Source organism: Burkholderia ambifaria AMMD, assembly GCF_000203915.1.
Classification (GTDB): domain Bacteria; phylum Pseudomonadota; class Gammaproteobacteria; order Burkholderiales; family Burkholderiaceae; genus Burkholderia; species Burkholderia ambifaria.
Genome location: NC_008390.1, coordinates 1,330,489 through 1,351,241, shown reverse-complemented (window position 1 = coordinate 1,351,241; position 20,753 = coordinate 1,330,489). Strand labels below are relative to the sequence as shown.

The 20,753-nt window shown below is 66.4% G+C and carries 18 protein-coding genes; 12 read left to right on the top strand and 6 right to left on the bottom strand.

Going from position 1 to position 20,753, the window contains the following annotated elements; genetic code table 11:
* Positions 1-79 precede the first annotated feature (79 nt).
* Positions 80-805 carry a response regulator gene (locus BAMB_RS06260; protein WP_011656558.1) on the top strand — a complete coding sequence of 242 codons (726 nt, stop codon included), beginning with the start codon at positions 80-82 and terminating at the stop codon, positions 803-805.
* Positions 806-2,176 (top strand): ATP-binding protein, encoded by a 1,371-nt coding sequence (locus BAMB_RS06255; protein ID WP_011656557.1) that lies wholly within the window; start codon positions 806-808, stop codon positions 2,174-2,176.
* A gap of 174 nt (positions 2,177-2,350) precedes the next feature.
* Here BAMB_RS06255 and BAMB_RS06250 read toward each other — a convergent pair whose 3' ends face one another.
* From BAMB_RS06250 to BAMB_RS06230, 5 genes are all read right to left on the bottom strand, one after another.
* Positions 2,351-3,331 carry an NADPH:quinone oxidoreductase family protein gene (locus BAMB_RS06250; protein WP_011656556.1) on the bottom strand — a complete coding sequence of 327 codons (981 nt, stop codon included), beginning with the start codon at positions 3,329-3,331 and terminating at the stop codon, positions 2,351-2,353.
* 126 nt (positions 3,332-3,457) lie between these two features.
* Positions 3,458-5,287, bottom strand: coding sequence for an acyl-CoA dehydrogenase (locus tag BAMB_RS06245; RefSeq protein ID WP_011656555.1), 1,830 nt, complete (start codon positions 5,285-5,287; stop codon positions 3,458-3,460).
* A gap of 444 nt (positions 5,288-5,731) precedes the next feature.
* On the bottom strand, positions 5,732-8,056 hold the full coding sequence (locus BAMB_RS06240) for a xanthine dehydrogenase family protein molybdopterin-binding subunit (RefSeq protein WP_011656554.1): 2,325 nt from the start codon (positions 8,054-8,056) through the stop codon (positions 5,732-5,734).
* On the bottom strand, positions 8,053-8,514 hold the full coding sequence (locus tag BAMB_RS06235) for a (2Fe-2S)-binding protein (protein WP_006754739.1): 462 nt from the start codon (positions 8,512-8,514) through the stop codon (positions 8,053-8,055). The genes BAMB_RS06240 and BAMB_RS06235 overlap by 4 nt, the downstream gene beginning before the upstream one ends.
* Before the next feature lie 382 nt (positions 8,515-8,896).
* Entirely contained in the window at positions 8,897-9,601 is a 705-nt protein-coding gene (locus tag BAMB_RS06230; protein WP_041491341.1) for a FadR/GntR family transcriptional regulator, read from the bottom strand.
* Positions 9,602-9,840: 239 nt separating this feature from the next.
* Between BAMB_RS06230 and BAMB_RS06225 the strand changes: the two genes are divergently transcribed.
* From BAMB_RS06225 to BAMB_RS06180, 10 genes are all read left to right on the top strand, one after another.
* Positions 9,841-11,394, top strand: coding sequence for a sugar ABC transporter ATP-binding protein (locus BAMB_RS06225; protein WP_011656551.1), 1,554 nt, complete (start codon positions 9,841-9,843; stop codon positions 11,392-11,394).
* A complete protein-coding gene (locus tag BAMB_RS06220; RefSeq protein WP_041491144.1) occupies positions 11,387-12,418 on the top strand; it encodes an ABC transporter permease in 1,032 nt (343 codons plus the stop codon). The genes BAMB_RS06225 and BAMB_RS06220 overlap by 8 nt, the downstream gene beginning before the upstream one ends.
* A gap of 39 nt (positions 12,419-12,457) precedes the next feature.
* Positions 12,458-13,405 (top strand): ABC transporter substrate-binding protein, encoded by a 948-nt coding sequence (locus BAMB_RS06215; RefSeq protein WP_011656549.1) that lies wholly within the window; start codon positions 12,458-12,460, stop codon positions 13,403-13,405.
* 66 nt (positions 13,406-13,471) lie between these two features.
* Positions 13,472-14,488, top strand: coding sequence for an aldo/keto reductase (locus tag BAMB_RS06210; RefSeq protein WP_011656548.1), 1,017 nt, complete (start codon positions 13,472-13,474; stop codon positions 14,486-14,488).
* Positions 14,485-15,357 (top strand): L-fucono-1,5-lactonase, encoded by an 873-nt coding sequence (locus BAMB_RS06205; RefSeq protein WP_011656547.1) that lies wholly within the window; start codon positions 14,485-14,487, stop codon positions 15,355-15,357. The genes BAMB_RS06210 and BAMB_RS06205 overlap by 4 nt, the downstream gene beginning before the upstream one ends.
* Before the next feature lie 13 nt (positions 15,358-15,370).
* Positions 15,371-16,378: a zinc-binding alcohol dehydrogenase family protein gene (locus BAMB_RS06200; protein WP_011656546.1), complete on the top strand. Its 1,008-nt coding sequence runs from the start codon at positions 15,371-15,373 to the stop codon at positions 16,376-16,378.
* Positions 16,379-16,402: 24 nt separating this feature from the next.
* Positions 16,403-17,563, top strand: coding sequence for a mannitol dehydrogenase family protein (locus BAMB_RS06195; protein ID WP_011656545.1), 1,161 nt, complete (start codon positions 16,403-16,405; stop codon positions 17,561-17,563).
* Positions 17,560-19,083, top strand: a complete 1,524-nt coding sequence (locus BAMB_RS06190; protein WP_011656544.1) for a UxaA family hydrolase — start codon at positions 17,560-17,562, stop codon at positions 19,081-19,083. Before BAMB_RS06195 ends, BAMB_RS06190 begins: the two co-directional genes overlap by 4 nt.
* Before the next feature lie 41 nt (positions 19,084-19,124).
* Positions 19,125-19,478 (top strand): hypothetical protein, encoded by a 354-nt coding sequence (locus BAMB_RS35830; RefSeq protein WP_175783420.1) that lies wholly within the window; start codon positions 19,125-19,127, stop codon positions 19,476-19,478.
* A gap of 54 nt (positions 19,479-19,532) precedes the next feature.
* Positions 19,533-19,874, top strand: coding sequence for an L-rhamnose mutarotase (locus tag BAMB_RS06180; protein ID WP_011656542.1), 342 nt, complete (start codon positions 19,533-19,535; stop codon positions 19,872-19,874).
* A 108-nt stretch (positions 19,875-19,982) separates the two neighbouring features.
* Here the strand turns inward: BAMB_RS06180 and BAMB_RS06175 are convergent, their stop codons facing one another.
* On the bottom strand, positions 19,983-20,429 hold the full coding sequence (locus BAMB_RS06175; RefSeq protein ID WP_011656541.1) for a hypothetical protein: 447 nt from the start codon (positions 20,427-20,429) through the stop codon (positions 19,983-19,985).
* Positions 20,430-20,753: the final 324 nt, after the last annotated feature.

Sequence of the window (20,753 nt, the reverse complement as noted above, 5' to 3'; positions counted from 1 at the left end):
AACGCCGGCTAGAATTCGCGTGCCGCGCCGCGCGCCCGCGTGCGGGGAGCCGGGACGACGCGCGCATATCGAGGAGACCATGTACGACAATCCGCTCAAATACCGTGTGCTGCTGATCGAGGACGACGACCGCCTCGCGCAGCTCGTGCGCGAATACCTCGACAACTATGAATTCACGGTGACGGTCGTGCGGCGCGGCGACCTGGCCGTCGCGGCGGTGCGCGAGCACGAGCCCGCGCTCGTGATACTCGACCTGATGCTGCCGAATCTCGACGGGATGGAAGTGTGCCGGCGCATTCGCGCATTCACCAACGTCCCGGTGCTGATTCTCACCGCGCGCGCGGACGTCTACGACCAGGTCGCGGGCCTCGAAACCGGCGCCGACGACTACGTGACGAAGCCGATCGAGCCGCGCGTGCTGGTCGCGCGCGCCCGCGCGCTGCTGCGCCGGGCACGGCCGGCCGCGACGGAAACCCGCGCCGCCGCGCCCGACGCGCTGATCTTCGGCGAACTGACGATCTCGCCGCCGAACCGCACGGTCACGTGGCGCGGCGAACCGGTCGACCTGAAGACGGCCGAATTCAACCTGCTGCTGATCCTCGCGCGCGCGGCCGGCACCGTGCTGAGCCGCGACGACATCCTGAAGCAGTTGCGCGGGATCGAGTTCGACGGGCTCGACCGCTCGGTCGACTCCGGCATCTCGAAGCTGCGGCGCCGTTTCGAGGATGCGTCGTCGGAGCCGCACAAGATCAAGACGATCTGGGGCCGCGGCTACCTGTTCAGCCCTTCCGCGTGGGACGAATAAATGCTGCGTCCGTTGATCAGGCTGTACCTCATCGTGATCCTGTGCGGCGCCGGATCGATCGCGTTCATCCAGTTCTCGTTCGACCGGATCTTCTACGAACGCGCGGCGCAGGCGCAGCGAGACTCGCTGACCACCTACGCGTTCGTGCTGAACGATTATCTCGAACGCCATCCGGGCGCGCAGCGCACGCTCGCGCTGCGCGAGCTCGCGAAGCACGGCAAGGAAGGATTCGACTTCGTGACGATGGCTGAAGCCCGCGCGCAACTGAGCGGCGCGCCACTGCGCGACCTCGACGCCGGCAAGATCGCGATCGGCTATGACGGCAAGGATTACTACATGCCGCTCGCGGACGGTTCCGTGCTGCATGCGCGCCCGATCCAGCCCTTCGACCTCGACATCAAGATCTACGCCTACTTGCTGCTCGCGCTTGCCGCGCTGTTCGCGGTCGTGCTGTGGATCTCGTATCACTGGCGCGACCTGCGCAGGCTGCAGGCCGCCGCCCATGCGTTCGGCGCGGGCCGCCTGTCGACCCGCGTGAAGCTGTCCGGCCGGTCGAACATCTACGAGCTGTCGCAGCAGTTCAACGACATGGCCGAACGGATCGAGGCGTCGATCAAGCAGCAGCGCGAGATGATGCACGGGATCTCGCATGAGCTGAAGACGCCGCTCGCCCGCCTCGAATTCGGGCTCGCGCTGCTCGCCGAATCCGACGAGAGCGGCCGGATGCGCGAACGCCGCGACGAACTGCGGCGCGACGTGCGCGAACTCGACGAACTGGTGACCGAGCTGCTGACGATCGGGCGGCTCGAACAAGGCGCCAGCGAGCTCGCGCCGATGGACGTCGTCGTCGATGCGCTGATCGACAGCGTCGCCGGCAACGTCGCGAACGACCTCGCCGATCGCGGCATCACGCTCGACGTGTCGACGACCGGCGCACCCGCCACCCACGTGTGCGATCCGAAACTCGTCGCTCGCGCGCTGCTCAACCTGATCCGCAACAGCGCGCGCTATGCGGCGCGCACGGTGCTGCTGTCCGCGACGCACGATGCGTCAGGGGCGCTGGTGCTGAGCGTCGACGACGACGGCCCCGGCATTCCGGCCGCCGAGCGCGCGCGCGTGTTCGAACCGTTCCAGCGGCTCGATTCGAGCCGCGACCGGCAGACGGGCGGGTTCGGTCTCGGGCTCGCGATCGTGCGGCGCGTTGCGCTCGTGCACGGCGGCAACGTGCGGCTCGAGGATTCGCCGCTCGGCGGCGCACGCTTCGTGATTTCGCTGCCGGCGCGGACCTTGCCGGACTTCCGCGGCAACGCGCAGGCGAGTCCGGCATGCGGCCGGGCCGATCTCGCCGGCGCGGCTTCATTGCTCAGCTGAGCGGATGCGCGGCGGAGCGGTGGCGAGGTGGCGAGGTGGCACGGCGGCACGGCGGCACGGCGGCACGGCGGCACGGCGGCACGGCGGCACGGCGGCACGGCGGTACATGATGCGCCGCCCCACTCCCGCCCGCCGCGCATCGGACCGCCGCTGCATGGTCCATTGTCAGCGTAATCACGCGTCCGGCAGAATCACGACCTTGCCCTTGACCTGCCGGTTCGCCATGCGCGCGATCGCGTCGGCCGCACCCGACAGCGGCACGCGCTCGGTGATCGCCGGCCGCACCTTGCCGGCCGCGAACCATTGCGCCAGCTGGCGCATGTTCACCGCGTGCTCCGCGGGATCGCGCCGCACCGCGTCGCCCCAGAACACGCCGAGAATATCGCGCTCCTTCAGCAGCGCCAGGTTCAGCGCGATCTTCGGAATCTCGCCGGCCGCGAAACCGACCACGAGGAACCGGCCGCGCCACGCGGTCGCGCGCAGCGCCGCCTCGCTGTACGCGCCGCCGACCGGATCGTAGACGACGTCCGCGCCGCGCCCGCCCGTCAGTTCATCGACGCGGCGCCGCAGGTCCTCGGTCGCATAGTCGATCGTGTCGTCGGCGCCCGCTGCGCGGCACAGCGCGAGCTTGTCCGCGCTCGACGCGGCCGCGATCACGCGCGCGCCCAGCGCCTTCGCGATCTCGATCGCCGCCAGCCCGACGCCGCCCGCCGCCCCCAGCACCAGCAGCGTCTCGCCCTGCTGCAGACGCGCGCGCTGCTGCAGCGCATGCAGCGACGTGCCGTAGGCCAGCACCAGCGCCGCGCCCTGCTCGAACGTCATCCCCGGCGGCAGCGCCGCGATCTGGTGCACGTCGGCCACACACTGCTCGGCGAAGCCGCCGTGACCGGTGAACGCGACCACCTCGTCGCCCGGCTGCCACGCGCTCACGCCGTCGCCGACCGCGTCGATCACGCCGGCGAATTCCGCACCGGGCGAGAACGGCAGCGCCGGCTTCACCTGATACAACCCCTGGACGATCAGCGCATCGGGGAAGTTGAGCGACGCCGCCTTCACGCGAATCCGCACCTGGCCCGCGGCCGGTTCGGGAATCGCGACGTCGTCGATACGCAAGCGGTCGATCGGGCCGAATGCGGTACACATCAGGGCTTTCATGCTTTCCTCTCTCCTTGCGCGACGTCGCCGCGCATCGATACGGCAGCGGGACACGCCCGCGCAAGCGGCGCGCGGCGCACGCACATCGGCCTGCACCGCGGCACCGTCATCCGTGCATCGCGACGCTCAGAACCATGCGTCGCGCATCTCGAGCGTCGTCGTATCGACGCTCGCCAGCAGATCGAGCTGCGCATCCACCTTCGGCAGCTCCCAGCGAAAGAAGTAACGCGCGGCGGCGCGCTTGCCGTCGTGGAAATCGCTGTCGTGCCCGTGCGCGGCAAGCGTCACGTCGAGCCACAGCCACGCGACGACCAGATGGCCGAACGCCTCCAGGTAGACGCTCGCATTCGCGAGCCGTACCTGCGGATCGTCAAGCGCGGCCAGCGCGCGCGTGAGCTCGACGAGCCGCGCCCAGCGCCGCGCGAGCGCATCGGCATGCGAGTGCGGGTCGCCGTCCGCGGCCCGTGCGCGCTGGAGCGTCGCGCCGATGCGCGCATCGAGCGTGCGCAGCAGCGCACCGTCGTCCTGGCCGACCTTGCGGCCCAGCAGGTCGAGCGCCTGGATGCCGTGCGTGCCTTCGTGGATGGGGTTCAGGCGGTTGTCGCGATACAGTCGCTCGACCGGATAGTCGCGTGTATAACCGTAGCCGCCATGCACCTGGATTGCGAGATCGTTGGCCGCGAGGCACCACTGCGACGGCCAGCTTTTCGCGATCGGCGTCAGGATGTCCAGCAGTTGCGCGGCCTCCACGCGCAGCGCCGCATCGTCATGCGCGCGCGCTTCGTCGACGAGCCGCGCGCAGTACAGGATCAGCGCGAGCCCGCCTTCGACGTACGCCTTCTGCGCGAGCAGCATGCGTCGCACGTCCGGATGCGCGACGATCGGCGCCTGCGGCGCGGCCGCGTCCTTGCCGGCCGGTCCGAGCGCACGCCCCTGCGGCCGGTTGCGCGCGTAGTCGAGCGCGTGCAGGTAGCCGGTGTAGCCGAGCGCCACCGCGCCCGCGCCGACGCCGATGCGCGCCTCGTTCATCATGTGGAACATGTAGGCGAGGCCGTGATTCGGTTCGCCGACCAGATAGCCGATCGCGCCGGCGCGACCCTGCGGACGATGGCGCGTGCCTTCGCCGAAGTTCAGCAGGCAGTTGGTCGTACCGCGATAGCCCATCTTGTGATTCAGGCCGGCCAGCACCACGTCGTTGTGCTCGCCGCGCGCGGCGCCGTCGTCGGTCGGCAGGTACCTGGGGACGATGAACAGCGAGATGCCGCGCGTGCCGGGCAGAAGCCGGCCCTGTTCGTCGGGAATCTTCGCGAGCACGAGATGGACGATGTTCTCGGCCAGCTCGTGCTCGCCGCCGGAAATCCACATCTTGTTGCCAGTGATCCGGTAGCGCGGGCCGAGCGGCGACGCACACTCGAAATCGGCGCGCGTGACGATGTCGGACAGCGACGAGCCGGCCTGCGGCTCCGACAGGCACATCGTGCCGAAGAAGCGCCCTTCCAGCTCGGGACGCGCGAACGCGTCGATCTGCGCGGGGCTGCCGTGCGCGAGCAGCAGGTTGGCGTTCGCGACGGTGAGGAACGGATACGCGGCGGTCGCGATGTTCGCGGCCTGGAAGAACAGGAACGATGCGGCTTCGACGAGCTTCGGCAACCGCATCCCGCCGAACGCTTCGTCCTGGCCCGCGGCGATCAGGCCGGCAGCCGCGAAGGCCCGCACGGCCGGCTCGACTTCGGGGATCAGCGTCACGCGCTCGCCGTCGAACCGCGGCTCCTCGCGATCGCCGCGCGCCGCGTGCGGCGCGAACAGGTCGGCGGCGATTCGCTCGCTGGTATCGAGCACCGCATCGAAGGTCTCGCGGCTGTGCTCCGCATAGCGCGGCAGCGCGCCGAGCGCGTCGGCATCAAGCCAGTCGTACAGCAGGAACGCGAGATCGCGTCGCGACATCAGCAGACTCATCGTGACGCCCTCCGCGTGGCCTGCGTTTTCCCCATCGCCGACGGCCGCGCGTGCGCGGTCCGACCGTGCGCGGCCCGGTCGATCCACGGGTGCTCGATCGATGCATGCTCCATCACGTCTGTCTCCTGTCGACCAGAGTTAGCGCTTTAGCGCTTACTCTGGTCCCATGCTTCGCGGTCGACCAGAGTTGGCGCTTTAGCGCTTGCTCTGGTTCCATGCTTCGCGGTCGGGCGGCGCGTCGGCGCGCCCGTGGGCGCCGGCTGCCGGCACCGGATGATTGGGTCGGTGACTGCAAGTGCTGGCGCAGAATTTAGCACGGTCGTTCGCAAACAACAATGCTCCGGCTTCGCGCCTCCGTTCGACGAGCGCAAGTGTTCGATCGGTGCGCGGCGCCGGCGGCGCCGCCAACCCGTGCGCGCGCCGCACCCGGCGCGCGACAGCGTATCAACCGACCTTTTGCTTCGCGAGCTGATCAGCGACGGGCAGGCTGCGAATCCGCGTGCCGGTTGCCGCGAAGATTGCGTTGGTCAGCGCCGGCGCGACCGGCGGCAGGCCCGGCTCGCCCACGCCGCCGAGCGGTGTCGCGTAGTCGTCCGGCGCGACCAGATGCACGCGGATTTCACGCGGCGCCTCGTTCATCCTGAGCACCTGGAAGCCGTTGAAATTGCTCTGCTCCGGTTGCCCGTCCTTGAACGTGATCTCGCCGTGCAACGCGATGCCGAGCCCCATCACCACCGCGCCTTCGAGTTGCGAGCGCACGCGCTCCGGGTTGACCTGCGGCCCGCAGTCGATCGCGATGTCGACACGCGGCACCGAAATCGCGCCGTCCGCGGCCACCTGCACTTCGCACACGACCGCCGTGTACGACACGAAGCTGCGATGCGCGGCGATCCCCAGCCCGTGCCCCTTCGGCAGCTTGCGGCCCCAGCCGGCTTCGCGCGCGACCGTCTCGATCACGCGCCGCAGCCGTCCGGTGTCGACCGGATACAACGCCGGATCCTCGCCGTAGTTCACGTTCTTCACCGTGATGTGCGGCTCGAAACGCCGCGCCGGCCCGATCAGGTCGAGCAGGAAATCCTTCGGGTCGCGGCCCGCCGCGTGCGCGAGTTCCGACACGAAGCTCTGGATCCCGAACGCGTGCGGAATGTTGTACACCGAACGGAACCAGCCGATCCGCGTGTGCGCTTGCGCGGCCGGGTTCTCGATCCGTACGTTCGGGACTGCGAACGGCAGATCGGCGATACCCTGCGCGAGCTCGCCCGGCTGCTCGTGCACGACGCCGGCCCTGAAGGTCGACTGGATCGACGGCGCGACCGTGCGATGCTGCCACGCGACCACCTTCCCCGCCGCATCGAGGCCGCCGTCGAACGCTTCCAGCGACACCGCGTGGAAATAGTCGTGTGCGATGTCGTCCTCGCGCGTGAACGTCAGCTTGACGGGCGCCCCCACCGCCTTCGACAGCAGCGCGGCCTCCACCACGTAGTCCGGTTTCGACTTGCGGCCGAAGCCGCCGCCGAGCAGCGTCACGTTGACCGTGACGCGCTCGCTCGGCAGCGCGAGCGCCTTCGCGATTTCGTCGCGCGTGGTCTGCGGCGCCTGCGTGCAGGTCCAGACTTCGCAGCGGCCGTCGGCCACGCGCGCGACGGCCGCGGGCGGCTCCATCGTCGCGTGCGCGAGATGCGGAATGTAGTACGTCGCACGCACCCGCTTCGCGGCGCCCGCGAGCGCCGCGGCCGTATCGCCATCATCGCGGATCACGTCGCCCGGTTGCGCGGCCGCCGCTTCGAGCGTCTTGCGGTAGGCCGCCGAATCGTAGCCTGCGTGCGGCCCGCGCTTCCAGTCGATCTTCAGTCGGGCGCGTGCCTGGATGGCTGTCCACGTGTCGCGTGCGATCACGGCCACGCCGCCGAGCGGCTGGAACCCGGACGGCAGCGGCGCAGACGCGAGCTGCACGACCTTGACGACACCCGGCAGCTTTTCCGCGGCGGACGCGTCGAACGACGCGACCGTATCGCCATAGGCCGGCGGACGCGCGACGACCGCGTACAGCATGCCGTCGAGCCGCGTGTCGATCCCGTAGTGCGCGCGGCCGCCGACGATGTCGCGGCCGTCGATCAATGCCGTTTCCCCCTTGCCGATATAGCGGAACTCGGCCGGCGCCTTCAATGCCACGCTCTTCGTATCGGGTACGGGCAGCGCGGCCGCCTTCGCGGCCAGTTCACCGAAGCCGAGCTTGCGCCCGGTTTTCGTATCGACGACCTCGTGCACCGTCGCCTTCACTTGACGCACGTCGACGCCCCAGGTCGCCGCCGCGGCCTGCTCGAGCATCGTGCGCGCGGCCGCCCCCGCGCGGCGCAGCGCCGCGAAACTCTGGCGCAGGCTGCGCGAACCATCGGTGTTCTGGTTGCCGTAGCGCGGCTCGTCGCCGACGGCCTGCGCGACCTTCACGCGTGCCCAGTCCGCGCCCAGCTCGTCGGCGACCACGAGCGCGACGCTCGTGCGCACCCCTTGTCCCATCTCCGAGCGAATGCAGGTCACCGTCACCGTGCCGTCGGGCGCGATCGCGACGAACAGGTGCGGATCGTCACGCAAGCCGTGCGGCATGCCCGCGCCGCCGTACTGCGGATTCGGGCTGACCGGCGGCTGCACGGGCGCGGCCGCGCGCGCAAGCGACGGCACGCCGAACGCGAGCAGCAGTCCGCCGGATGCGAAGCCGAGCAGCAATGCGCGGCGGCTTTCGTTGTGGACGGAGAGTTCCGGCGCGTTCATGCGGCACCTCCGCGGCGCACCGCCAGCCGGATCGCCGCGCGGATGCGCGTATAGGTACCGCAGCGGCAGATGTTGCCGGACATCGCGTCGTCGATGTCGGCGTCGCTCGGATGGGGATTCGTCTTCAGCAGCGACGCGGCCTGCATGATCTGCCCGGACTGACAGTAGCCGCATTGCGCGACGTTCAGTTCCTGCCACGCTTGCTGCAGCGGATGGTTCACGTCCGTCGAGAGGCCCTCGATCGTCGTCACCTTCTTGCCGGCGGCCGCCGCGACGGGTGTGATGCACGACCGGATCGCGACGCCGTCGAGATGCACGGTGCAGGCGCCGCACAGCGCCATCCCGCAGCCGAACTTGGTGCCCGTGTGGCCGAGGACATCGCGCAGATACCAGAGCAACGGCATGTCGGGATTGCCGTCGAAATGCCGTTCGCCACCGTTGACGGTCAGCGTGATCATCGTTCACCTCCTGGTTGCGACGCCGCGTCGCGCGGGCGTCGTGTGGGGATTTGAACGGCGCTGGGCACATTCCGAACGACCAAGTGGGCCTGACGCCGTTTCGCTTTCCGGATTGCGACGGGTGACGACGCAATCGGGGCGATGCTGCCGCCTGGTTGCCTGTGCAACGGTTCGGCGGGATTCGCACCATTGCTCGTTCGCGTGGATCGCCGCGCGTATTATCAGATGAATCGCGGTTTGTCGTCGGACGGCGGGCGATTTGGGGTGATTCGGGCGATTCCGCGAACCTGCAGAACGCGCGATGAGTGCACGCGTTTCGGCATTGCGCGCATGCTCGCGCAGGCCGGACGTCAGCGCTTTCGCGGGACCGGCCTCGGCACCGTCAGGGCGCAATCCCGTGCTGCAATGCGCCGCCGATCCAGCGCTCCTCCGACGCCTGAAGATGGGCGCGCATCGCGGTTTGCGCCGCGATCGGATCGCCCGCTTGCAACGCCTTCAGGATCTGCTCGTGCTCGCGCACCGCGGCGGCCCAGGTTTCCGGGCTTTCCGAATGTCCGCGAATCGCGGCGGCAATCGGATCGTGTCGGCTATCGAACAACTCGCCCACGAAGCGGCTCAACACGGAGTTGCCTGCCACCTCCGCAATGAGCATATGAAACTGCCGGTCCGCGTCGACGGGCGATTTGCCCGCGACGGCGAGCCGCTTCATGCGCTCGACCGTGCGACGCAATCGGTCCAGCGTGGCTGCCGAGAATCGCGCAGTCGCCAGCACGATCACCGAACCCTCGATGGCCCCGCGCGCCTGCATCAGCTCCGACGGGCTCTCGCCCAGCGCCGGCACGCCGCCGCTGTCGCTCTCGCCCGGATCGCGAACGTAGACCCCGGAGCCGAGACGTATCTCGATCTGCCCGCCGATTTCGAGGGCGATCAAGGCTTCGCGCAACGACGGGCGCGAGACCCCGAGCGTCGTCGCGAGCTCGCGCTCGGGCGGCAGTCGCCCACCGGCGGGAATGCCTCCCTGACGGATCAATGCGAGGATTTGCGCGGCCACGGATTGGTAAAGCCGCTTGGGTTCTGTCTGCTTCATGATCCGAAAAATGGTCGACGGAATTGGCCGGAGCTTCGCGTTCACGCGGAGTCTATCACGGCGGCGAAACCCCCGACCAGCATGGGATAGACCCGGCACAAGGGTTTACACCATTGGTATGGTCACTTCAAAATAATCACAATTGGCTTGACCAGATGAGCGCTACATCCTCGAATTCATCGCAACTGGACTGGCCAGTTGCCGCTCGACGAACGCGCCAGTGACCAACGGAGACACGCATGACCCCTGCCGACTTGCGGCAATCGCCACCCCTTCCGCCCGGCGGGCCGACTGCTCGAACCGTCCTGCAGCTGCAGGGCGTGGGCAAGCGCTTCCCCGGCGTCGTGGCGCTCGACGGCATCGATCTGGATCTACGAGCGGGAGAAGTTCATGCCGTCTGCGGCGAGAACGGCGCGGGCAAGTCGACGCTGATGAAAATCATCAGCGGGCAATACCGCGCGGACGACGGCGTCGTCCTCTACGACGGGGCGCCCGTACAGTTTTCGTCCGCCACCGACGCACAAGCCGCGGGCATCGCGATCATTCATCAGGAACTGAACCTGGTGCCCCACTTGTCGGTGGCGGAGAACATCTACCTGGCGCGCGAGCCGAAGCGCGGCCCGTTCGTCGACTACCGCGCGCTGAACCGCGCCGCACAGTTGTGTCTGCAACGAATCGGCTTGAACGTGTCGCCTACGACGCTGGTCGGCGCGCTCTCGATTGCCCAGCAGCAGATGGTGGAAATCGCGAAGGCGCTGTCACTCGACGCGCGGGTGCTCATCATGGATGAACCCACCTCGTCGCTGACCGAATCGGAAACGGTCCAGCTGTTTCGCATCATCAAGGAGCTTCGCAGCGAAGGCGTCGCCATCCTTTACATCTCGCACCGACTCGACGAGATGGCCGAAATCGTGGATCGCGTCACGGTGCTGCGCGATGGGCGCCACATTGCCACGAGCGATTTTGCATCGACGTCGGTGAACGAGATCGTCGCCCGCATGGTGGGCCGTCCGCTCGACGATGCCTACCCGCCGCGTCGATCCACGCCCACCGATCAGGTGCTGCTGAAGGTACGCGACCTGCAACGAACCGGCACGTTCGGCCCTGTGTCGTTCGAACTTCGCAAGGGCGAAATTCTCGGCTTCGCAGGCCTGATGGGAGCGGGACGCACCGAAGTCGCCCGCGCGATCTTCGGCGCGGAGCGGCCCGATGCCGGCTCGATCCTGCTGGGCGATACGCCGGTCGAGATCAACTCGCCGCGCGAAGCCATTCGCCACGGGATTGCCTACCTGTCCGAAGACCGGAAAAAGGACGGCCTCGCGCTGGCGATGCCGGTCGCCGCAAACATCACGCTGGCCAACGTCGCGGCGATCTCGTCGCGCGGCTTCCTGCGTTTCGCCGACGAAACGGCCATCGCCGAGCGTTACGTGCGCGAACTGGGCATCCGCACACCGACGGTCGCGCAGATCGCGCGGAACCTGTCCGGCGGAAACCAGCAAAAGATCGTCATCAGCAAATGGCTATACCGCGGCTCGCGCATCCTCTTTTTCGACGAGCCGACGCGCGGCATCGACGTCGGCGCGAAATACGCGATTTACGGGCTGATGGACCGCCTCGCGGCGGACGGCGTCGGCGTCGGCGTCGTCCTGATCAGTTCGGAACTGCCCGAGTTGCTCGGCATGACCGATCGCATTGCCGTGTTTCACGAAGGACGTATCACCGCGGTGCTTGAAACCGGAAAGACCAATCAGGAGGAGATCTTGCATCATGCATCAGGAAGAAGTCATGCTTGACATCACATCGGGCCGCACGCCGGCCGTCGATAAACAGGCACGGCAGCGACGCCGCGACCTGATCCAGAAATTTGCCGCGCTGGGCAGCCTGGTCGTGCTGATCGTCGCGTTTTCGCTGACCAGCGCCGCATTCTTCTCCGTCGGCAACCTGATGACCGTGTCGCTTCAGGTGACGTCGATCGCGTATCTCGGCGTGGCCGCGACGTGCGTGATCATTACCGGCGGCATCGACCTGTCGGTCGGATCGGTCCTGGCACTGGCCGGCGTTGCCGCCGCGCTGCTCGTCAAGGCCGGCATTCCGGTCCCCGTCGCGATGCTGGGCGGCATGCTGGTCGGCGCTGCATGTGGTTGGGTCAACGGGATCTGCGTCACGCACATGGGGCTGCCGCCGTTCATCGCCACCCTCGGCATGATGCTGGTCGCCCGCGGGCTCGCGTTGCAGATCACCGGCGCCCGACCCGTGTCGGGGCTCGGCGACGCGTTCGGCGAACTCGGCAACGGCGCCCTTTTCAAGATCTCGCACATCGGGGCCGACGGCTTTCCCGACACGATCTTTCCCGGCATTCCGTACCCGGTCGTCATCATGGTGGCCCTGTTCGTGGCGGTCTCGGTGCTGCTGTCGCGAACGTCGCTCGGCCGCCACATCTACGCGGTCGGATCGAACGCGGAAGCGGCACGTCTGTCCGGCGTGAACGTGCAAGGCGTCAAGCTGTTTACCTACGTCCTTTCCGGATTGCTGGCCGGCGCCACGGGCTGCGTACTAATGTCGCGTCTCGTCACGGCGCAGCCGAACGAAGGCGTGATGTACGAACTCGACGCCATCGCCAGCGCGGTGATCGGCGGCACGTCGCTGATGGGCGGCGTCGGTACGATCTCCGGCACCGCCATCGGCGCATTCGTGATCGGCGTGCTGCGCAACGGCCTGAACATGAACGGCGTGTCGAGCTTCATCCAGCAGATCATCATCGGTGTCGTCATTCTCGGCACCGTGTGGATCGACCAACTCCGCAACCGGAAGTTGTAATCACAAGACGAAGTTCCAACCACCAACAAGGAGCGAGACATGAAAAAACTATCCGTACTGGCAGCGGCGGCAATCTTGTGCGCGATGTTCGGCGCGCATGCGCAGGCCGCCGGAGGCGAAATTGCCGTGATCGTGAAGACGGCCAATTCGAACTACTGGCAGAACGTGCAGAAAGGCGCCACCGCCGCCATGGCCAATGCGAAGGGATACACGATGACGTTCCAGGGTCCCGCCGCGGAATCGGCGATCGCCGACGAAGTCAACATGGTCGAGAACGCGGTGAACCGGCATGTCGCCGGCATCGTCCTCGCGCCGTCGGATCCGGATGCACTCGTGCCGGCCATGAAGAAAGCGTGGGAAGCACATATTCCGGTGGTGTTGATCGACTCGACCGTATCCGATGCCGGCAAGCAGTACTACCAGTCGTTCCTGTCGACCGACAACGCGAAAGCCGGTGAGCTCTGCGCGAAGGCGATGATCGACCGCGTCGGGCAGACCGGCAAGGTCGCGGTCATGTCGTACGTGCCGGGTGCCGGTTCGGAAGTCGGCCGCGTCGGCGGATTCCGCAAGTACATCGCCGCGCATTCGAAGTTGCAGGTGGTGGGGCCGTTCTATTCGCAGTCGCAGATGGCGAATGCGCTGAACCAGACGACCGACGTCCTGTCGGCGAACCCCGACCTCAAGGGCATTTTCGGCGCCAACGAACCGACCGCCGTCGGGATGGGGCGCGCGCTGCAGCAGTCGGGCAAAGGCGGCAAGGTCGTGGCGATCGGTTTCGACGGCAATCAGGACCTCCAAGGATTCGTTCGAGACGGCACGATTCAGGCCATCGCCGTTCAGAGCTCGTACCAGATGGGCTACAAGGGCATCGAGACCCTCGTCAACGTGATCGAGCGCAAGCCTGTTTCCAAGCAGGTGGACACGGGCGTGCTGATGGTCGAAAAGCAGAACCTCGACTCGCCCGCGGCGAAGAACGTCCTGTACTGACGAACGCGCCGTCGCGGCGGCTCTGCCGGGCCTCCCGTCGGCATCTCCTCCATTCACATACACGCCATGAAAGCCATTGCAACGCACGCGCTACCCCGTAGCGGATTGGTCATGAGCACACTGGGCTTCGGTTGCTCGCAACTGGGCGGCCTCTACAAGGCGATGTCGACCGCCGACGCCCATGCGCTCGTCGACTGGGCGTGGGATGCCGGCATCCGCTATTTCGACACCGCGCCGTTCTACGGCTACACGCTGTCGGAGCGGCGCGTCGGACAATCGCTGCAGGCGCGGGCGCGCAAACGCTATGTACTGAGCACCAAGGTCGGCCGGCTCATGCGGCCCGACGATACGGTTCAGCCCGGCGACGACGGTTGGGCGCACCCGTTGCCGTTCCGGCCTCACTTCGACTATACGTTCGACGGCATCATGCGTTCGTACGAGGACAGCCAGCAACGCCTCGGCATGCGCACAATCGACATCCTCTATGTTCACGACATCGGTGCCGCCACGCACGGCGATCGGCATGCCCACTACTGGGAACAGCTGACCCGCGGAGGCGGATTCCGGGCGCTCGCCGAGCTGCGCGATGCCCGTGCCATTTCCGCCATCGGACTCGGCGTCAACGAGTGGGAAGTCGCCGTCGATGCGATGCAGGAGGCGGATCTCGACGTCGTGCTCCTCGCGGGCCGCTACACGCTGCTCGAACAGGAGGCGCTTTCGCCGTTGCTCGATAGATGCGTGCGCAACGATGTCCGGATCGTCGCCGGAGGCGTGTTCAACTCGGGCGTGCTGGTCGGAAACGGCAAGTTCAACTATGCGGATGCGCCGGCCGAAGTGATCCGAAAAGTCGCGCGTCTCGCCGACGTATGTGCCGGCTTCGGCGTACCGCTTGCCGCGGCCGCACTTCAGTTTCCGCTGGCGCACCCGGCCGTGGTGTCCTGCGTGGTCGGGGCGCGCAGTATCGAGCAGTTGCAGAAGAACATCGCATGGCTCGAAACGCCGCTTCCGCCGGAGCTGTGGACTGCGTTGCAACACGATGGGCTGATCACCGCAGCCGCGCCGGTTCCGGAGGTGTGCGCGTGACGTTCCGCATCGACGCTCATCAACACTTCTGGCAGATGGCCAGTCGCGACGGTTATTGGCCCCCGCAAACGCTGGACGCCATCTATCGGGACTTCGGTCCGCAGGATCTCGAACCGCTGCTTGCGCGCTCCGGTGTGCAGCGGACCGTCGTTGTCCAGTCGCTACCGACTCAGGAAGACACGCGCTATCTGCTCGACGTTGCATCCCGGACGAGCTTCGTGGCGGCCGTCGTCGGATGGGTGGACCTCAAATCGACGGATGCGCCGGCCGATATCGCGTCGCTCGCCCGTGATCCGAAATTCCGCGGCATTCGCCCGATGCTGCAGGATCTTGCCGATGACGACTGGATCGACGATCCGGTTCTCGAGCCGGCCATCGACGCCATGCTCGCGCACGATCTCGCTTTCGATGCACTCGTCACGCCGCGCCATTTGCCCGCGCTGCTCGCGTTCGCGCGCCGCTACCCGCGCCTTCGCATCGTGATCGATCACGCCGCGAAGCCACCCATCGCATCGGGCCGAAGTGAAGCGTGGCACGTTGCGATGAGCGAACTCGCCGCGCATCCGAACGTGCACTGCAAGCTCTCCGGACTGTGGACGGAAGCCGGCCCGCATCCCGATCTCCTGCGCGTCGAACCGTACGTGCGCGCGGTCTGCGACTGGTTCGGCGCGTCCCGGCTGATCTGGGGCAGCGACTGGCCCGTCTCGCGCCTTGCCGGCCATTTTGGTGACTACGGCGCGTGGCTCGCATGGTGCGAACAATGCTGCGACCGCTTCCTCGGGCCCGACGCACGTGCGCGCGTTTTCGGCGGCAATGCATGCCACTTCTACAGAATCGATCGGCCGTCCGGCGATCAACACGCTCAATAACGAGGACGTCACCATGCTCAGCATCATTTGCGAATCGCCCGGCGTACTGCGCCACGAAGATCGCGCACCGCCTTCCCGCGCCGATGGCGAGATATTGTTGCGCGTGCAGCGAGTCGGTATTTGCGGCACCGACATGCATATCTATTCGGGCAATCAACCGTACCTGCAATATCCGCGCGTCATGGGCCATGAACTGTCCGCGATCGTGGCCGAGGCCGATCCCGGCGCGCATGTCGTGCCAGGAGACGCGGTCTATGTGATGCCCTATCTGTCATGCGGACAGTGCATCGCGTGCCGACAGGGCAAGACCAATTGCTGCGTCAACATCAAGGTGCTCGGCGTGCATCGCGACGGCGCGTTGACCGAATATCTGTCGGTGCCCGCGCAGTTCGTGCACAAGGCCGAAGGGGTCACGCTGGACCAGGCGGCAATGATCGAATTCCTGGCCATCGGTGCGCACGCGGTGCGGCGTGCTGCCGTGTCCGCCGGCCAAAGAATCCTCGTGGTCGGTGCGGGGCCGATCGGCATGGCGGCGATGCTGTTCGCCCAGCTGAGAGGCGCACACGTCACGTGCCTGGACACGCGCGCCGATCGCCTTGCGTTCTGCCAAGAACACTTCGCCGTTGCGACGGTGCAGACGGGGCCGACCGACGTCGACGAATTGTCGACGATGACCAACGGCGAGTTCTTCGACGTGGTGTTCGATGCGACGGGTAACGTGAAGGCCATGAATCGCGGTTTCGAGTTCATTGCCCACGGCGGCAAGTACGTGCTGATTTCGATTGTCCCCGGCGAGATCACGTTCTCCGATCCGGAGTTTCACAAGCGCGAAGCCACCCTGCTCGGCAGCCGCAACGCCACCGCCGAAGACTTCGAGACGGTCCTCGACGCGATGCGCGCCGGCCGCATTCCGGACAAGGCGCTCAATACACATCGGATGAGCCTGTCGGACGTTCCCGTCGAGTTCCCGAAACTGATGGAACCCGGGCAGACCGTCGTCAAGGCGCTGGTCGAGTGCTGACCGAATTCGCGGGAACCGTTCGAGATGAGTGAACCGATTCTTCAGTTTGGCACCAGCCGGTTTCTCCAGGCCCATGTCGCCCTGTTCGTATCGCAGGCGCTGGAGCGTGGCGATGCGATCGGCGGGATCCGCATGGTGCAGACCACCGACAATCCGGCAAGCCATGCGCGCATCGCCGCTTTGGCCCAGTCAGGCAGTTATCCGGTGAAGATCCGCGGCAGGGAACACGGCGCGATCGTGGATACGGTCGTCCACTGCCGCGCCGTGCGCGCCGCGTGGATCGCCGATCGCGACTGGGCGATGATCCGGCATGCGGTCACGCATGACGTCCGCGTGATTGTGTCGAACACGGGCGACGCCGGCTACCGTCTCGACGAGCGCGATTCGCCGGCGCTGCTCGCGCTGGAGAGTCACGTCCCGCGCAGCTTCCCCGCCAAGCTGCTCACGCTGCTGCATGCACGATGGCGCGCACGGCCCGGTGCGGGCGTGTCGATCTTTCCGTGCGAACTCGTCGCGCGCAACGGCGACACGCTGCGCACGCTGGTCATCGGCCTCGCTGAACAATGGGCGCTGCCCGCGCCCTTCGTCACGTACCTGTCGCAACGATGCATCTGGGTCAACTCGCTGGTCGACCGGATCGTGTCCGAACCGATCGAACCGGTGGGCGCCGTGGCCGAGCCCTACGCGCTCTGGGCCATCGAACGACAACCGGGCATGGAACTGCCGTGCACGCACGAACATATCGTCGTGACCGACGACCTGCTCAGCCACGAGCGGCTCAAGCTGTTCTTTCTGAACGTCGGGCATACCTGGCTTGCCGACCAGTGGCTCGTGCAGCGCCGCAGCAGCGCGCAGACCGTGTTCGACGCGATGAACGATACGACGCTGCGCGAGGGCATCGAGGGCGTCTGGGGCGAGGAAGTCCTGCCCGTGTTCGATGCGCTCGGGATGCGCGTTCGCGCTGAGCAATACGTTGCAAGCGTGCGCGAACGGTTTCTTAATCCGTATCTGAACCATCACATCGCGGACATTGCCGGCAACCATGTCGAAAAGGTCCGGCGGCGGATTCTGCCGCTGATCGAACTGGCCGATTCGCTCGGGGTCGCGCCTGATCAGACGCGGCTGCGCGATACGCTCGCGCGGCATGGCGTGACACCCTCAACCAAAGAGGCAAATGCATCATGAATGATCGGATGGTCGTCACTCTTCACGGCGACGACAACGTAGCGGTGGCATTGAGAACGTTCGAGGCCGGCACGACAATTGAAGTGAACGGCCTGTCGATGATCGCTGTGACGTCCATTCCGGCGGGCCACAAGATAGCGACCCGTCGCATCGTGCGAGGCAGCCCGGTGATCAAGTACCGGCAAACGATCGGTGTCGCGCTGAACGATATCGCGCCCGGCGAGCATGTTCACGTTCATAACGTCGGGATGCCCGAGCATCACGCGCATCGTGCCGCGCACATCGATGCCGGTCACGCGCTCGCGCCGGCAGACCGATTGGAGACGTTTCAGGGTTTCGTGCGCGCGGACGGACAGGTTGGCACACGCAACTACATCGGGGTCATCGCCAGCGTCAACTGTTCCGCCAGCGTCTGTCACGCGATTGCGGACGCGTTCAAGGGCGACGCGATGGCTCCGTTCGAATCGGTGGACGGCGTAGTTGCGATCACGCATCAGAGCGGCTGCGGGATGTCCGCAACCGGAGACGGCATCGCCGTACTTCGTCGCACGCTGACCGGCTACGCGTGCAATCCGAACTTCGCGGCCGTGCTGCTGGTGGGCCTCGGTTGCGAGGTGAACCAGGTCGGTGCCCTTGCAACGTCCGTTGAAACAACGCACGGTGCGCCGGTCAGGACCCTCGTCGTCCAGGATGAAGGCGGCGTGCGCGAAACCGTCGCGCGCGGCGTCGCGATCGTCCGCGAAATGCTGACGGCAGCCAATCGCATGACGCGTACCGAAGTTCCCGCCGCGCGGCTGAAAGTGGGCCTGCAATGCGGCGGCTCCGACGGCTACTCGGGGATCACCGCGAATCCCGCGCTCGGCGCAGCGGTTGATCTGCTCGTTCGCCACGGTGGCACCGCCATTCTTTCCGAGACACCGGAGATCTACGGTGCCGAACATTTGCTGACCGCACGCGCTTCCGGCGTCGTAGCCGAGCGGCTCCTCGACAAGCTGCGCTGGTGGGAACGGTATGCGGGCGAATCGGGCGGCGACATGAACAACAACCCTTCGCCCGGCAACAAGGCCGGCGGCATCACGACCATTCTCGAAAAGTCGCTCGGCGCGGTTTCGAAGGGCGGCAGCAGCCCGCTCAACGCCGTCTATGACTATGCCGACCGCGTATCGGAGTCGGGCCTGGTCTTCATGGACACGCCCGGCTACGACCCGGTATCCGCAACCGGACAGATCGCCGGCGGCGCCAATCTGGTGTGCTTTACGACGGGGCGCGGCTCAGTGTTCGGCTCCAAGCCGGTTCCCACCATCAAGCTGGCGACGACCACCGGACTATTCGAGCGGATGCGCTCGGATATGGACTTCAATGGTGGCGAGATCGTCGACGGTTCGCTTTCCGTCGGGCAGGCCGGGGCGCAACTGTTCCGGTTGATGCTGGACGTCGCGTCGGGCGTACGCACCTGCAGCGAGCAGAACGGCATGGGCGACCGCGAGTTCGTGCCCTGGCTGCGCGGCCCGATCATGTGATGCCCCGCCCTGCTCCCACCCATCTCCGGCAATCGCCACCCATGGACATGAACCCGCCCGAATCGGCGCCGCGCGATCGCACAAGCGAATTGCGGCTATCGGCGCAGCAACAAGATTTGCTCGATGAGGCGCTCTCGCTCCTGATCGACATGCGCTCGCACGCGCTGGACATTGCGGCTCAGGTCTGTCGACGTCAAGGCGGCGTCGTGCCGGATGTCCACGATTTTCAATTGCCCGCGATCATCGACCTGCAACGGCGGCTTGCGGCAGCATGTGTAACACCCGACGTGACGGTGTTGCATTCGGAATCGCAAGCGGCCACGACCGTACTATTCGGCATTCCGCGACGATCGGGCAAACGTGCGGCACGTATTTCGTTACCCGTTAATACGTGATCCTGAGCAGTCGACGGTTCACGCTCGCCGAGCGCTTTCCAACATGAGGTCGCTATGCGCTACTGTCTCGCACTGGATCTGAAAGACGATCCTGATCTGATCGCTCGCTACGAGGAGCATCACCGTGCCGTATGGCCCGACGTGCTGCGGCATCTTCGCGAGCATGGGGTGCGCGGTATGGAAATTTTCCGCCTCGGCACGCGCATGACGATGGTGATGGACACCGATGACGCGGTGTTCAATGCCGAACGCATGGCCAAAGCCGCGGAAGCAAATCCGACGGTTCGTGCTTGGGAAGACGTGATGTGGACATTCCAGGCCCCAACGCCGTGGACACCGGCCGGTTTGAAGTGGACACCGATGACCTGCATATTCGATCTGCGAACGCAGACGTGAGCGTGCGACTCGCGGACATCGTTTCCTTGAGTTTCGCCACGATCACCTGAATGGCATCAGCCGGTGCCCTTTCGCGCGGCGGGCGCCGGCTTCAATGGATCGTGCCGCCTACACGTCGATCCACGCGCCGGTGCCCTGCCGATACTGGATCACACCGCCGTTGAACCGCACCCGCAGGTTGCCATCGGACAGCGGAACCCATGTCGTCATGTCGAGGCTCTGCATCAGCCCGGCGAAGAAATCTCGCAGCTGTTGCGGCTCTTCAGCCTGCCAGACTTCGATGCGCCCGAGGCACGCACGGAGGTTGCCGGTCGGCTGCATGATCGCGCCGACCTGTCCGGCCACGTTCGACGCCGGATCGTAGACCAGCGTACCGTCTGCGCTGACGATCGATAGATGGATCGCGCGCACGGACGTCGGTTTGCCCGGCGTCTGCTCGACGAGCGCGATGCAGCTCGTCATCGCACCGAAATCGATTTCCGTCGCGTCTCCCCAAATGCGCTCGCCAACCGACAGCGGCGCGGGACCTTGTACGTTCTGAATGATGTAGGGCATGGGTTCCTCGCATGACTCGATGGGACTGCTGGTGGCGCAGCCGCGACGTGTTCGGGAAGCGGACGTGCGTCGGCCCTGCTGCTCACTTTCCGCCTCCGGGCTGACGGCGCGGCGGATCGTGTCGATTGATTCTTTGTCGCTGAGCACACCGGAGTCAATCGACCTGTGTTCACGGGGACGATTGCACGGGACGTTCGTCTTCGACTCGGTAATGGATCTGCCTGTCGTGGCCGACGCGGGTTGCTTCTCCGTCGTCGTGCGGGCAGGCGATCTCGGTGGTGCACACGGTAGCCATTTCTTGATCTGTCGGTGTACTTATTGTTT

Bases quoted from the DNA above. Each gene is read 5' to 3' on its own strand.
- BAMB_RS06225 (WP_011656551.1), top strand. From the start codon at position 9,841: ATGACCCCTGCCGACTTGCGGCAATCGCCACCCCTTCCGCCCGGCGGG.
- BAMB_RS06245 (WP_011656555.1), bottom strand. From the start codon at position 5,287: ATGAGTCTGCTGATGTCGCGACGCGATCTCGCGTTCCTGCTGTACGAC.
- BAMB_RS06260 (WP_011656558.1), top strand. From the start codon at position 80: ATGTACGACAATCCGCTCAAATACCGTGTGCTGCTGATCGAGGACGAC.
- BAMB_RS06180 (WP_011656542.1), top strand. From the start codon at position 19,533: ATGCGCTACTGTCTCGCACTGGATCTGAAAGACGATCCTGATCTGATC.
- BAMB_RS06190 (WP_011656544.1), top strand. From the start codon at position 17,560: ATGAATGATCGGATGGTCGTCACTCTTCACGGCGACGACAACGTAGCG.
- BAMB_RS06235 (WP_006754739.1), bottom strand. From the start codon at position 8,514: ATGATCACGCTGACCGTCAACGGTGGCGAACGGCATTTCGACGGCAAT.
- BAMB_RS06250 (WP_011656556.1), bottom strand. From the start codon at position 3,331: ATGAAAGCCCTGATGTGTACCGCATTCGGCCCGATCGACCGCTTGCGT.
- BAMB_RS06215 (WP_011656549.1), top strand. From the start codon at position 12,458: ATGAAAAAACTATCCGTACTGGCAGCGGCGGCAATCTTGTGCGCGATG.
- BAMB_RS35830 (WP_175783420.1), top strand. From the start codon at position 19,125: ATGGACATGAACCCGCCCGAATCGGCGCCGCGCGATCGCACAAGCGAA.
- BAMB_RS06255 (WP_011656557.1), top strand. From the start codon at position 806: ATGCTGCGTCCGTTGATCAGGCTGTACCTCATCGTGATCCTGTGCGGC.
- BAMB_RS06200 (WP_011656546.1), top strand. From the start codon at position 15,371: ATGCTCAGCATCATTTGCGAATCGCCCGGCGTACTGCGCCACGAAGAT.
- BAMB_RS06175 (WP_011656541.1), bottom strand. From the start codon at position 20,429: ATGCCCTACATCATTCAGAACGTACAAGGTCCCGCGCCGCTGTCGGTT.
- BAMB_RS06240 (WP_011656554.1), bottom strand. From the start codon at position 8,056: ATGAACGCGCCGGAACTCTCCGTCCACAACGAAAGCCGCCGCGCATTG.
- BAMB_RS06210 (WP_011656548.1), top strand. From the start codon at position 13,472: ATGAAAGCCATTGCAACGCACGCGCTACCCCGTAGCGGATTGGTCATG.
- BAMB_RS06220 (WP_041491144.1), top strand. From the start codon at position 11,387: ATGCTTGACATCACATCGGGCCGCACGCCGGCCGTCGATAAACAGGCA.
- BAMB_RS06195 (WP_011656545.1), top strand. From the start codon at position 16,403: ATGAGTGAACCGATTCTTCAGTTTGGCACCAGCCGGTTTCTCCAGGCC.
- BAMB_RS06230 (WP_041491341.1), bottom strand. From the start codon at position 9,601: ATGAAGCAGACAGAACCCAAGCGGCTTTACCAATCCGTGGCCGCGCAA.